Source organism: Pseudomonadota bacterium, assembly GCA_038533575.1.
GTDB lineage: Bacteria > Pseudomonadota > Alphaproteobacteria > Rhodobacterales > Rhodobacteraceae > Shimia_B.
Genome location: JBCAYL010000001.1, coordinates 1999329 through 2013039 on the forward strand (window position 1 = coordinate 1999329; position 13711 = coordinate 2013039).

Here is a 13711-nt window from a genome sequence, read left to right on the forward strand (position 1 = left end):
CGCATTGAGCCGCCCGGAGCCCACCAACAAAGTTGCCGCGCAGGGGGATACCGCATTGGCCGATCAGAATAGCCAAGACAGCCGCCAGTTCTCGGACGAAGAGCTTCAGGATCTCGTCGCAAGCACCGACAGCGGCGGACGGGAGCCCAAAAGCCGCGCAATCGCATTGCTCATCGCCGGGATCGCCCTCGTCTGGTCGCTCTTCCAGCTCTGGATCGCGCAGCCGATGCTCTGGTTCGGCGAGTACTTCTCGGTGATGAACTCCTCCCAGACGCGGCCGCTGCATCTTTTCTTCGCGATCGTCCTGGCATTCCTCGCCTACCCGGCCTTCAAGAGATCCCCGCGGGATCGCGTCCCGCTTGCCGATTGGGTCCTTCTGGCCATCGGCGGGTTCTGCACCTTCTACATTTTCTGGGCCGCGGACACGCTCGCCCTCACCGCGCGCTCCGGCCTTCCCACGGACTTTCAGGTCTATGTCGGGGCCGTGGGGCTCGTGATCCTGCTCGAGGCATCGCGCCGCGCGCTGGGCCCCGCGCTCACCATCGTGGGCTCGCTCTTCATCCTCTACGGCTACATGGGCTCGGGCTGGCTGATCCCGGAGCTCATCGAGCACGAGGGGCTCTCTGCGAACCGCCTCCTCAATGCGCTCTGGCTCGATACGAGCGGGGTCTTCGGCATCCCGCTCGGCGTCTCGACGGCGTTCGTCTTCCTTTTCGTGCTCTTCGGCTCGCTCCTCGATAAGGCCGGCGCGGGCAACTACTTCATCAAGCTCGCCTTCGCGGGGCTCGGCCACCTGCGCGGCGGCCCTGCCAAGGCCGCGGTCGTTGGCTCGGCCATGACCGGCCTCATCTCCGGCTCCTCCATCGCCAACGTCGTGACCACCGGCACATTCACGATCCCGCTCATGAAGCGGGTGGGCTTTACGTCCGAACAGGCGGGCTCCGTCGAGGTCGCCTCCTCCGTGAACGGCCAGATCATGCCGCCCGTCATGGGCGCCGCGGCCTTCCTCATGGTGGAGTTCATCGGGATCTCCTACGTGCAGGTCATCACGCACGCCTTCATCCCGGCGGTGATCAGCTACATCGCCCTCGTCTACATCGTGCATCTCGAGGCGCTGAAGAAGAACATGCCCGCCCTGGGCGAGGCCAAGAGCTTCTCGGGGATGCTCATCAAGTTCTTCCTCGGCTTCGCCGTGGCCGGCGTGGGCTTCACGGCGCTCATCTACGGGGTCGATGCCCTCCGCGCCGCGACGCCGTCCCTGACGGGACCGATCATGATGGTGCTGCTCGCAGCGGTCTATGTCTGGCTGGTGGCCGTGGCCGCACGCCGCCCCGATCTCGAAGTGGATGATCCCAACGCCAAGGAAGTGCAGCTTCCCGAAGTGAAGGACATCTATGCCACGGGGCTCCACTACGTGCTTCCCATCGTCGTCCTCGTCTGGTTCCTCATGGTCGAGCGGCAATCACCGGCGCGCTCGGCTTTCTTCGCCACCTCGCTCATGATCGTCATCATCCTCACGCAGCGCCCGCTCAAAGCGATGTTCCGCGGCCAGATGGACATCTTCACGTCCGAGCTGCGCGCCGGGTTCGACGATCTCGTCGCGGGCCTCATCGCGGGCGCGCGCAACATGATCGGCATCGGGGTGGCCACGGCTGCCGCGGGCATCATCGTGGCCATCGTGACGCTGACCCCAATCGGGACCGAGCTCGCGGGCCTCGTCGAGCAGCTCTCGGGCGGCATCCTCTTCGTGATGCTCGTGCTCATCGGGCTCTTCTCGCTGATCCTCGGGATGGGGCTGCCGACCACGGCGAATTACATCGTGGTCTCCTCGCTCATGGCGTCCGTGGTCGTCTCGCTCGGCGCGCAGGAGGGTCTGATCGTTCCGCTCATCGCCGCGCATCTCTTCGTCTTTTACTTCGGGATCATGGCCGATGTGACGCCGCCCGTGGGCCTCGCGAGCTTTGCCGCCGCCGCCGTGTCTGGTGGAGACCCGATCAAGACGGGCTTCACGGCGTTCTTCTACTCTTTGCGCACGGTGGCGCTGCCCTTCCTCTTCATCTTCAACCCCACGCTCATCCTTTACGGCGTGGACCTCGGGACCTGGGCCGGGGTGCTTCAGGCGGTCTTTGTGTTTATCGTGGCTACCTTCGCGATGCTGCTCTTCGCGGCGGCCACGCAGGGCTACTTCCTGGCGCGCTCGAAGATCCACGAAACACTGGCGCTGCTCCTCGTGGCGTTCACGCTCTTCGTGCCGAATGTCTGGCTCGACATGGTGCAGTCCCCCTTCCGGTCCGTCGACGGCGCACAGTTCGAAAGCGTCCTCGGTGATCTGCCGGAGGGCGAGCAGATCCGTGTCCTGATCTCAGGGCCGAACTTCGAGACCGGAGACGTGGCAGAGACGACCCTCATGGTCGACGTGGCCGGCGCCACACCAGAGGAACGGCTCGCCAACTCGGACCTGCCCCTGATGCCGGGTGGTGCGCCGGGCCAGATCGACGTCCCCGCCTTCGGCACCGATGCCGAGGAGGCCCTGATCGACTTCGATTTTTTCACCGATGAACCGGTCCTCATCGCCTCGGTGCAGGTCCCGCAAGACCGGATGCCGGAACAGATCTTCTATCTCCCGGCGCTCCTGCTACTCGGTCTCGTGATCGTCCTGCAACGTCGTCGCCAGACCCAGCCGGCATTCTGAGGAGGACCCCTGATGTTCAAGACCGTCCTGCTACCCATTGATCTCGAAGACGCCTCGAGCTGGACCAAGGCCCTGCCCGCGGCCCGCTCGCTATGCGAGCCCGGGGGCGTGCTCCATGTGATGACGGTCCTGCCGGATTTCGGCATGGCCATGGTGGGCACGTTCTTCAAGGAGGGCTTCGAGGAGCGCGCACTCCACGACATCGGGGAAAAGCTGAGCGAGTGGGTGCGCAAGCATGTGCCCGAGGAGATCGAGGTGCACCCCCATGTTCTGCACGGGCGCGTCTACGAGGAGATCATGAACGCCGCCGACAAGCTCGACGTGGATGCCATCGTCGTCGCCTCCCATCGGCCCGGGCTCACGGATTATCTCCTCGGCCCCAATGCGGCGCGCGTGGTCCGGCACGCCAAGCAATCCGTCTTCGTCGTGCGCGGGAAATGAGCCGCCAGAGCCACATTTTCGGCCGTGTGGCCAAGGCCTTGCCCTGGGTAGCGCGGGGCGATGGCTGCTACCTCTACGACAGCGATGGCAAGGCCTATCTCGACGGCTCCGGAGGCGCTGCCGTTTCCTGCCTCGGGCATTCGGACCCGGACGTACGCGCCGCGATCCATGCGCAGCTCGATGAAGTGGCCTTCGCCCATACCGGCTTTTTCACATCCGCACCGGCGGAGCGCCTCGCTGACCAGCTCATCGCCCATGCCCCGCCGGGCATCGACAGGGTGTATCTTCTGTCCGGTGGGTCCGAGGCCGTGGAGGCCGCGATAAAGCTCGCGCGGCAATACATGCTCGAAATCGGACAGCCCGGGCGCCACCGCCTGATTGCGCGCCGCCAGAGCTATCACGGCAATACGCTGGGCGCGCTGGCTACAGGGGGCAATGCATGGCGACGGGAGAAATACGCGCCCCTCCTCGTGGAGACGCATCACATCGCCCCCTGCTTCGAGTATCGCGGTCGCGCGGATGACGAAACGCCCGAGGCCTATGGCTTGCGCGTGGCCGACGAGCTCGAGACCGCCATCGAGACGCTTGGGCCGGAGACCGTGCTCGCCTTCGTGGCCGAGCCCGTGGTGGGCGCCACGGCCGGCGCCGTGCCTGCCGTCCCGGGCTATTTCAAACGCATCCGCGAGATCTGCGACCGCTACGGCATCCTGCTTATCCTCGACGAGGTCATGTGCGGCATGGGGCGCACGGGCAGCTTCTTCGCCTGCGAGCAGGACGGCGTGGCCCCCGATATTGTGACCATCGCGAAGGGGCTCGGCGCGGGCTACATGCCCATCGGCGCGATGCTCTGCTCGGGCAAGATCTACGACGCCATCGCGGAGGGCTCGGGCAGCTTTCAGCACGGGCATACCTACCATGCGCACCCCCTGGCCGCCGCAGCCGGATCGGCCGTGATCGACGCGATTCTCGGGCGCGGCCTTCTGGAGCGCGTGAAGACACAGGGCGCGCGGCTCGACGCGGCCTTGCACGCAGCCTTCGGACAGCACGCCCATGTGGGCGACATCCGCGGGCGCGGGCTTTTCCGCGCCATCGAGCTCGTGGAGGATCGCGCGTCCAAACGCCCCTTCGATCCCGCGCGAAAACTCCACGCCAAGATCAAGTCGGCGGCCATGGAGGAGGGGCTCGTCGTCTATCCGGCCGGTGGAACGGTGGACGGCAAATCCGGCGATCACGTCCTCATCGCGCCGCCCTTCATCATCGAGGACGGCCAGATCGACGAGCTGGTCCATAAGCTCTCACGCTCCGTGGAGCGTGCGTTGGTGAGCTAGAGCCGCTGCCGCGAATCTAGCTTAGGGCAGAGCCAGCCTGCGATTGAGCGCGCTCCCATGAATGCGCCTGAAATCGGCAATATTTCTACCAAAAAGCCTATACCCAGAAACAAATGCAACCTACGGTGGTTAGGCATTTGGGAGGAGGTTTGTTTTGGTGTTGTCGTCCATGCGTACAGATTTCAATCAGACGAGCGTCGTTAACGACGCGGATACACTTCGGACGCTCAACACGTTCGCCGTGGATTTGATGTCGATCCGCAATGTGGAAGACCTCCTTTGGTATGTCGCGCAGAATGTGGTCGGCCGTCTCGGCTTCGTGGATTGCGTGATCTACCTGTCGAATGACGAGGAAACCGAGCTGACGCAGGCCGCGGCCTGGGGCGAGAAGAACCCCTTCGGCAGGCAGATCCTCAACCCGCTCGTCATCCCCTTCGGCAACGGCATCACCGGCGAGGTGGCCAAGACCCGAAAATCTGTCATCGTCGATGATCTCCTCACCGAGACGAACTACATCGCCGACACCCAGATCGCGCGCTCCGAGATCTGCGTGCCTCTCATCTCCGGCGACCGCGTGCTGGGGGTCATCGACAGCGAGCATCCGGATTTCGCAGCCTTCGGCGAAGGCGAGCTGGAAATCCTGAGCACCGTCGCGGCCATGACCAGCGCGAAGATCGACTTGCTTGCCGAGACCCGCACCTCCCAGCGGCGCTACGAGGACCTCATGGAGGCCCATGCCGAGCTAACGCGGGAGACCAACAACCGCAAAACGCTCGAAGCCGAGCTCTTCGAAGCGCGGCAGCTCGAAGCCATCGGCCGGCTCACGGGCCGCTTTGCGCACGAGTTCAATGGCCTCTTGACCGTCATTGCGGGCAACATGGAGCTCCTCGAGCTGAGCACCTCGCCTGACGATGCCGCGGAGCTGCGTGGCAACGTCACCGCGGCGTCAGCGCGCGGTGCCGAACTCATCAAGGACATGCTCGCCTTTGCGCAGCAGACACGTCTCAAGCCGGAGACGCTGAGCCTCAACACGCTGGTCTCGACCGTCTGCGCGAGCTTCGACGCTGCGCTGCAGCCGCGACTGGCGCAGAGCCTGGCTTCCGACGTCTGGCCCGTCGCCGTCGATCCCGTCGCCATCCAGAACATCGTGCATCGCCTCGCTCGGAACGGATTCGAGGCGAATGAGGAAGGCGGCGGCGTCCATGTCGCCACCGAGAACGTGTTTCACACCCTTGCAGAGGACCGCCGCTTTCCCTCAGATCTCACGCCCGGGCGCTATGTCCGGCTGAGCGTCACCGACGAGGGCGCGGGCATCCCCGAAAAATACCAGAGTCAGATCTTCAATCCGTTTTTCACCACCAAGGACGTCGGAGAAGGCACCGGGCTTGGCCTCTCCGTCGTGCTCGGCGTCATGCGCCAATCCGGCGGCGCCGTGGCTGTGCGCAGCGCCCCCGGCAAAGGCTCCACTTTCGAGCTCTATTTCCCGGCAGCCACGCCCGAACCAGCGACCCGTTTCCCGACACTTCCCTAGACAGGTGGTTCAAATGAACGACGTGACTGCGGCAACCTGCACCCGAATTGCGCCTCCCGGGGAGCCTCCTCTGCTGGATGTGAGCGGACTCTTTAGTGAGGATCGCCAGGCGCGCGACAAGGTGGGCGAAGCCATCGGGCGCGCGGCCCGCGAGATCGGCTTCTTCAAAATCATCAATCACGGGATCGATCTCGGCCTCATCGCGCGGACCTACGGCATGGCCGAACGCTTCTTCGCGCTGCCCGAAGCCGAGAAGCGCCAGTACTACATCGGCAAGAGCAGCAATCACCGCGGCTATGTCCCCTTCACCGAGAAGGGTGATTACGCCGACGAGAAAAGCCGGAATTACGAGGCCTTCGACCTCGCGCTCGATCTCCCTGCCACGGATCCCGATTTCCTCGCGGGCAACAGGCTTCTGGGGCCAAACGTCTGGCCCGAGGTCGAGGGCTTCAAGGCGACCGTGTCGGAGTATTACGGGCAGATCTCGGCCCTCGGGCTCCGCATCTGTGCGGCGCTCGAGCGGTATCTGGACTTGCCGGAGGGCAGGATCACCGGCCAGATGACAAAGCCCATCTCACAGCTCAGGCTGCTCCACTACGTGCGGGAAAGCGCGCGGGTGGACACGAAATCGGTCAACATGGGTGCACATACGGATTACGAGTGCCTGACCCTTCTTCATACCCGCAATCCGGGCCTGCAGGTCATGACTTCGGCAGGGACATGGATCGATGTGCCGGTGGAGCCCCGCGCCTTTGTGGTCAATATTGGCGACATGCTCGAGGCCTGGACCAATGGACATCTGCGCTCCACCCCCCATCGGGTGCTCAACCTGAGCGACGAGCGCTTCTCGCTGCCCTATTTCGTGGCAGCGAATTTCGACACGACGATCAGCCCGTTTCCCGAGATGCTCCGGGACGGCACGAAGCCGCGCTACGAGCCATTCAAGGCAGGAGATCACCTCGAGCGCATGCTGGTGCGTGATTTTCCATATCTCGCGGACAAGGCGCAGGGAGATGTCCGCGGCCAGATCAACATCACCAATCCCTTCGAGGACCGCATGAACGGGGAGGCGAACTAGAGATGCCAAGCGTGGAAGCTATGCTCGCGGTGGCGCTGGCGGGTCTCGCCCTCTCCATAACGCCGGGACCGTCTATGCTCTACGTGCTCTCTCGGTCCGTGGGGCAGAGCCGCGGGGCGGGTCTGGCCTCGGCGGTGGGCCTCTGTTTCGGGGGGGTCGTGCTTGCGGTGGCGACAGCGCTCGGCCTCGCACAGCTCCTCGAACGCTCCGACTGGCTCGTGACCGCGCTCCGCTTCGCCGGGTCGCTCTACCTCATCTGGCTCGGCGTCGACATGATCCGAGGCGCGAAAGCCGCGGCCGAGGTGACCTACGAAGTCGAACAGGTCAAGCAGCGCTCCATGGCCTCTATCATGTGGCAAGGCGTGCTGGTGGAAGTGCTCAACCCGAAGACCGTTCTTTTCTTCGCGCTCTTCGTGCCCCCGTTCATCACCGTGGGTGACGCCACCGGCGACAGCCACCTGCAGCTCCAGCTCCTGATCCTTGGCATCCTCGTCCCCTTGACCGCGATCCCCATGGACCTCGTCGTGGCCTATACCGGCGGCAGCATGGCGCGCTTCATGAACCGACAGCGGGACATGCGAAAGTGGATGGCATGGGGCGGTGGCACCGTCCTGATCGCCATCGCCATCAACCTGCACATCTCGCTCGTCTGAGCGCGGCCCGGCTGGCGCCACTCTTCACTCGGACACGGATACAACGCGTCATTCGCGCGGACAGGGCCGCATTTCTCCCGGGCTTTCTTGCAGTCGATCCGCATATCTTTCAGAACACGCCGGAGGGTCGACCTGCGATAGTCGCCGGAACAACGGATGGTGTCTGACAAGATGGTGCACGCAGTGACGGTGGGCTCGGCCACCATAGATATCATCGCGACGATCGCCGATGACGATATCGAGCAGATGAAGCTCACGAACCAGACCGCGTCCTTCCTGCTGATGGAGCCCGGAAGGAAGGTCGATGCCGACGACATCAAGACCTATCTCGGCGGCGGCGGTGTCAACGCCTCCATCTGCCTGAGAAGGCAGGGGTTTTCCGCAGCGGCGCTCGTCAAGATCGGGCAGGACGTGAATGCGCAAAGCATCCTCGCCAAGCTCGAGAGCGAAGGCATCGACCAGACCTTCGTCAGCCGCGATCCTGTCCACGCGACCGCCGTCTCGCTCCTCATCGCGTCCCATGACCATGACGCTGCGATCTTCACGCACCGGGGCGCAAACGAGTTCATGACCGAGGGTGACATTCCGCGGGGTGCATTCGAGGGCGCGGATCTTGTCTACGTGGCGGGGCTCAGCAATGCCTCAGCCGACCTCTTCCCCGATATCGTGCGCCGCGCCCATGACGCCGGTGCCTTCGTGGCGATCAATCCGGGCATTCGGCAACTGACGAGTAAGACCAAGGCCTTCTTCGACAGTCTCGAATACGTCGATCTCTTCATCTGCAACAAACCCGAGGCGCGCGCGCTCATCCCAAAGCTCGTGGAACGCACCGGCTGGGATGGCGGAAAGATCCCCAAGATAAAAGACGAGGCCACGGCACTGGAGATCGGCGGTTTCCGTCTGGGCTACGATGACTACTTCGCCCGGATTCACAGCCTGGGCCCATCCCATGTTGGCATCACCGACGGCGCATACGGCGCGCATCTTTCGCTCAACGGCGCGATCCACTTCCAACCCGTCGTGAAAACCGACGTGCGCGGCACGACAGGCGCGGGCGACAGTTTTGCCGCCACGCTTTCGGGCGCCCTCGTGCGCGGGGAGACCGTCACCGATGCGCTCCGGCTCGCAGCGTGCAACTCGTCCTCCGTTGTCAGTCATCCGGATGCCCATACAGGCCTCATGACCGACGACGCGCTAACGCGTATGGCCGCCGCGCAGGCCTAGCGCCGCACCGGGCGCGCTAGCGCTTCTTTGCAACAGGCGTCGCGCCCGCGGCGGTGGTCGCGGCATCTTTCCTTGCCTGCCGAGTCTCCCGTGATTCACAAAGCCTTTGTCGGGGTCCGCTATGCGGGCCGTGACCAATAAAAGCGAGGAGCAGGCATGCAGGTGAAGATCCCGAAGATTCTCGGGCATATTTGGGTTGGAACGCGCGCGGCGCCGACCGAATTGCTGGACAGCTGGCGTGAGTTTCATCCGGACTGGGAATACCGCCTCTACGACAACGATTACCTTTTCTCGCGGACCTGGAGAAACCAGGCCCTGATCGCCGAGTACTACCGGGTCGGGCGATATTCCGGCGTGTCCGACCTCATGCGCTACGAGATCCTGCACGAGATGGGCGGCTTCATCCCGGAGGCGGATTCACGGTGCCTTCGCGCCACGGACGACCTTTGGGACATGCCCCATCTCTACGCCGTCTACGAGAACGAAGAGGAAGTCCCCGGCTTCATCTCGCCGTTCCTCGCATCCGTGCCGGGGCACCCCTATCTCGACGACGTGATCGCCCACATCGGTCGACGCTGGACCCCGGACACGATCCGCGCACCCTGGAAATGCGTCGGAAACGCCTTTCTCGCCCGGCGGCTGCAGCGGCACCCGGCAGAGGATTATACCGTCTTTCCGTCGCACTATTTCATCCCGACCTTCCGCACCGGGACAAAGTACAAGGGCGACGGCCCCGTCTATTGCGAGCAGCTCTACGGCTCTACGAAGTCACGCCTGCAGATCTATCCGCCGCGTCCGGAGAACCACGAGGAACTGGCACAGGAAGGCTTCGAGTATCTGACCGGGCAGCGGGCCTATCGCGGGGCGCGTGCCGCTTGAGGTACGTGCGACGTCAGGGGGCGCTCGATGCTTTGAGCTTCCCCGATTGAAGTGCCTTCGCGCGCGGGCGGGCGCGGCGGCCAAGCTGGACACTCGGCAGCGAAAAAGGCACCTTTCGCCCAGAGCCCAGGACGAGGCCAAGTTCGCGGATCAACGCGGCAGAACCGAGCGGAGAAAGTGATGACGGAATTGAACAGGCGCCCCGTGGCGTCGCTCTGGATCGGCGACCGCCTGCACTACCTCAACCAGCTTTGCCTGAAGTCCCATCTCCTCGCGGGGCACCCGACGACGCTCTATTGCACGGATGACGTCCAGAACGCGCCCGAGGGCGTCGAGGTGCGCCCGGCGAGCGAGATCATGGACATCGACATGTCCATCGTCGAACAGACCAGCGCGTCGTTTCTGTCGAACGTCTTTCGCTACAAGATGATCCGCAAGACGGATGCGATCTGGATCGATTGCGACGCGTTCTGCCACAAGCCCTTTCCCGACGAGATGCGCCACATCTATGCCGGCCACGGGTTCCGCGGCGCGCTCAATTGCGGGGTGGTCTACATTCCGCCGGACGCCCCGCTCATCGACCTGCTCCTCGATTACTACGAGAACCTCCCCGAGGCCCCGCCGTGGTTCAACAAGAACCAGCGACGCAAGCTCGAGAAATTCTCCGGGGAGCCCCACGCGGTGCGGATCTACAAGGCCGAACGGACAGCGTTCGGACCGCAGGCCTTCACCTACTTCGCCCAGCAAACGGGAGACTACGAGAAGGCGCTGAGCTCCGACTACCTCTACCCCGTGCCGTTCCAACTCAACGACATCTTCTATGACCCGTATGGCCGGGTCGAAGGGCACTTCACCGACGCCACGCTCTCCGTGCACCTTTACACCAACGGTACGAAACCCTGGTGGCGCAAGAACGCGCCGCTCGAGGGCTCCTACGCGGACAGGATGTGCAAGGAAGTCGGGATTGATCCGGCACAAGCGCTGGGATGAGTGCCGGTGCGGACGTGGCCGCCCAGGAGCGGAGCGACCTGACGATATTTTACATCGTCGAACCGCCTGAATACGAGATCCTCGCCTGCTTCCTCCTCGCCTCCATCCGCGAGCATTTCCCCGCTCACGTCAAAGCGGTGGGATACTGCCCCGAGCACCGGATCGGGGACGTCCATCCGGCGGTCTTCAAGGCCCACGAGCTCATGAATGCCGAGATCCGGACCTTCAAGACGGATGGCATGTTCACGCCCGCCTACCCGCACGGAAACAAGATCCTCGCCTGCGTGGAAGAACGCGACACGGCGTATTCGATGTTCGTGGATTCCGACGTCCTCTTTCTGAGGTCGAACAATCCGGAGAACCTGACATCTCCCGGGCGCGTCTCCTGCTCGATGGCTGCCTCCATGCTCTGGGCGGAACAATCGATCTGGGATGACATCTACGGAGCGCTAGACATGGATATCCCGCCGGAGCGCTACAAGCTCATGCGCCGCAGCCCAGGCAAGGTGATCCCCTATTTCAGCTCGGGGCTCGTCTGCTTTCCCGAACGCGATCAGGGACATGGGCGCTTTGCGGATGTCTGGTACGACACGGCCAGCAAGGTGGACCGGGTGGAGACGCTCGAAAAGCGCCGCCCCTATCTCGACCAGATGACCTTGCCCGCGGCCATCCGGCGGAGCGGGCTCGATTGGAACATCCTCCCCGAGGAGCAGCACTACATCCTCGGTGGCAAGCTTCGGGGCGAGCCCCTGCCGAAAGACCGCGACATCTACACGATCCACTACCGCAACACGAACAACCTGCGCGAAGTGGGCCAGCTCGACACTGCGCGCAGCTACCTCAAGAGCCATACCGGCGTGAAATTCGTCCGGCGACTGGCTCCCGACACGGCGGAAAAGGCCTAGACCGCGCTTCCCTCTCGGGAGGCTGAGCGCCGGAGGTGCACGACGCCCGCGAAGGGGCTGTCCTCCGGTTGCACGTAGCCGAGGGGCGTCAGCAGCTCTCGCGCCTTCTCCGCCTCCATCTGGTCGAGCAGGGCACGGATGCCGAGCAGGATGTGGCTCGGTCGCGCCTCGCCCGCTTCGACCGCACCGGCAAGCATCTCCGCGCTCACGCGCGGGTCGTTCACATGCAGGACATCCGGCCGGCAGGCGCTCAGCATCGCGTTGAGACCGGACGACCTCTGGCGAGGGTCCTCGGCATTGAAGAGCGGCGTGTCCGACAGCTTGAGCCGGCCTTCGGGGAGCGGGGCATTCAGGCCCCATGTGATCTTGCAAAAGGCGCGGAGCACGTCCTTCTCCTCCTGCGCGACCACCTGCGACTTGGCGCATTCGCGCGCGACGAGAAGCGGGAGAAAGCCCGCCCCTGCCCCGATCTCGAGGTATAGCCCGGCATCGCCCACGAGCCGCGCCAAGTGTCGCCCAAGGTTGCGCTCGAATTTCCCATCCTGGATCGTTTGGAGCGCCAGCGGCGCGAAGACCCGGGGATCCGCCGGCATCTTGATCCCGCGGTTCTCGATGACGGCAATGGCGGGCGACCCGGAGAGATCGATATGCCCCTGAACATAAGGGTCGCCGTTGCGCCCCCATTCGGGATGCGCCTTGTTGCGTCGGTCCGACTTTGTCTTCTCGTTGCGCTTCTTCTCCACGTCCGACATGAGCGCCGCGATCTTCTCGGGATCGCGGGCTTGGGGCGGCTTGGCCACCACCTCCGTGATCGGGACCTTCGAGGCTTCTTTGAGATCGGCCACCATGTCGGCGTAGGCCTGCGTGGATTTGAAGCTCTCTAGCCGCGCTTCGACGTTCTCAATTGCCGTGCTGTGCAGATTGTTCAGCACCGGATCGGTCAGCAGGAGATCGAAGATTTCCTTGCGCCGCTCCGCGTGCCGCAGGGCGCTGTCGTCAAAGACCTCGTTGCGGTCCTGCAAGGACCAGTAGTCCGAGTTGTACTTGTCTTTCTTGAGGTTCACGTTGCCGCGGAACTTGCGGATCGCGTAGCTGTCGATGGATTTGACGGCGTAGTGGTTTATCTGCGTCCAGTCGTAGCCCACCGTGCGGACGATCGAGCGCCATCCGCGAAATTTGAAGTAGTCCTCCATCGGGCGACCGGAGCCATTGAGCCAGCGCACCGTATCGGGGAAATCCGTTTCCAGATGCTTCTTCTTGATCCGCGGTCGGTGGATGCCGAGGACCCAGTATTCCGGGTCGAACGCGAAGAGCGTCTTCACGCCCCAGCCCTTGTTCCACATCGGCGGCGCGGCGTAGGTGTATTGCTCTGTCACGGGCGCGCGCGACCAGTCATGCACGCCGCCGGAGCCGAAGATGCGCCATGTGACGACAATCCCGTTGGCCCCGAGGGCCTTGGCCTCCGAGATCATGCCATCGAGAGATCCGTCGCCGTGCTTGATGCACAGAAATTCGTCCGCATCGAACACGAGGACCCAGTCGCTGCCGGTGACGACGGGCTCCTCTTGGGCGTATTTGAGCGCGGAGGGCTGGGGCCGGCGCCCCTCGGGAATGTCGTTGCGGCGGTGATGCACGAGGCCCAGCTCTTCCAGACGGATGAGCATGTCATCGGTGCCGTCCGAGCAATCATTGGTGAAGACAACAATGTCGGTGAACCCGACCGCGAGGTGGTGCGCCACCCATTCCAGCACGAAGGGCCCCTCGTCCTTCATCATCGACACGGCCGTCACGCGGCCATGGGGAGACGCGTGCTGCTTCAGCGGAGACAGAACCGTCCCAAAAATCGCGGAATAGTCGCCCGTGCATGAGGCTTCGCCGTCTTTTGACATAAGCTTCTGTTTTGCCTGCAAAAATTGTGCGCTTTGCCACGCCCTGCCCGCGAGAAACGTACCATGGCGGGCGCGCGATCGGCAAGGACCTCGCCCACAGG

11 protein-coding genes are annotated in these 13711 nt (G+C 63.8%); 10 read left to right on the top strand and 1 reads right to left on the bottom strand.

Annotation, left to right across the window (positions count from 1 at the left end):
- The first annotated feature begins 55 nt into the window (after positions 1–55).
- The 10 genes from AAFM92_10105 to AAFM92_10150 all read left to right on the top strand — a co-directional run bounded on the left by AAFM92_10105 (position 56) and on the right by AAFM92_10150 (position 11721).
- On the top strand, positions 56–2692 hold the full coding sequence (locus AAFM92_10105) for a TRAP transporter permease (GenBank protein ID MEL7300724.1): 2637 nt from the start codon (positions 56–58) through the stop codon (positions 2690–2692).
- A 12-nt stretch (positions 2693–2704) separates the two neighbouring features.
- On the top strand, positions 2705–3133 hold the full coding sequence (locus AAFM92_10110) for a universal stress protein (protein MEL7300725.1): 429 nt from the start codon (positions 2705–2707) through the stop codon (positions 3131–3133).
- Positions 3130–4461, top strand: a complete 1332-nt coding sequence (locus tag AAFM92_10115) for an aspartate aminotransferase family protein (GenBank protein ID MEL7300726.1) — start codon at positions 3130–3132, stop codon at positions 4459–4461. Before AAFM92_10110 ends, AAFM92_10115 begins: the two co-directional genes overlap by 4 nt.
- A gap of 169 nt (positions 4462–4630) precedes the next feature.
- Positions 4631–5992 (top strand): ATP-binding protein, encoded by a 1362-nt coding sequence (locus tag AAFM92_10120; GenBank protein MEL7300727.1) that lies wholly within the window; start codon positions 4631–4633, stop codon positions 5990–5992.
- A gap of 79 nt (positions 5993–6071) precedes the next feature.
- The gene (locus AAFM92_10125; GenBank protein ID MEL7300728.1) at positions 6072–7070 is read left to right on the top strand and encodes a 2-oxoglutarate and iron-dependent oxygenase domain-containing protein; all 999 of its coding nucleotides are present in this window, start codon (positions 6072–6074) and stop codon (positions 7068–7070) included.
- 20 nt (positions 7071–7090) lie between these two features.
- Positions 7091–7723: a LysE family translocator gene (locus AAFM92_10130; protein ID MEL7300729.1), complete on the top strand. Its 633-nt coding sequence runs from the start codon at positions 7091–7093 to the stop codon at positions 7721–7723.
- Between the two features lie 156 nt (positions 7724–7879).
- Complete coding sequence (locus tag AAFM92_10135; GenBank protein MEL7300730.1) at positions 7880–8947, top strand: carbohydrate kinase family protein; 1068 nt, start codon at positions 7880–7882, stop codon at positions 8945–8947.
- Between the two features lie 156 nt (positions 8948–9103).
- Complete coding sequence (locus AAFM92_10140; GenBank protein MEL7300731.1) at positions 9104–9826, top strand: hypothetical protein; 723 nt, start codon at positions 9104–9106, stop codon at positions 9824–9826.
- 180 nt (positions 9827–10006) lie between these two features.
- Complete coding sequence (locus tag AAFM92_10145; GenBank protein MEL7300732.1) at positions 10007–10816, top strand: hypothetical protein; 810 nt, start codon at positions 10007–10009, stop codon at positions 10814–10816.
- On the top strand, positions 10813–11721 hold the full coding sequence (locus tag AAFM92_10150; protein ID MEL7300733.1) for a hypothetical protein: 909 nt from the start codon (positions 10813–10815) through the stop codon (positions 11719–11721). Before AAFM92_10145 ends, AAFM92_10150 begins: the two co-directional genes overlap by 4 nt.
- On the opposite strand, the gene AAFM92_10155 is transcribed toward AAFM92_10150, so the two are convergent.
- On the bottom strand, positions 11718–13610 hold the full coding sequence (locus tag AAFM92_10155; protein ID MEL7300734.1) for a glycosyltransferase family 2 protein: 1893 nt from the start codon (positions 13608–13610) through the stop codon (positions 11718–11720). The genes AAFM92_10150 and AAFM92_10155 overlap by 4 nt on opposite strands.
- Positions 13611–13711 lie beyond the last annotated feature (101 nt).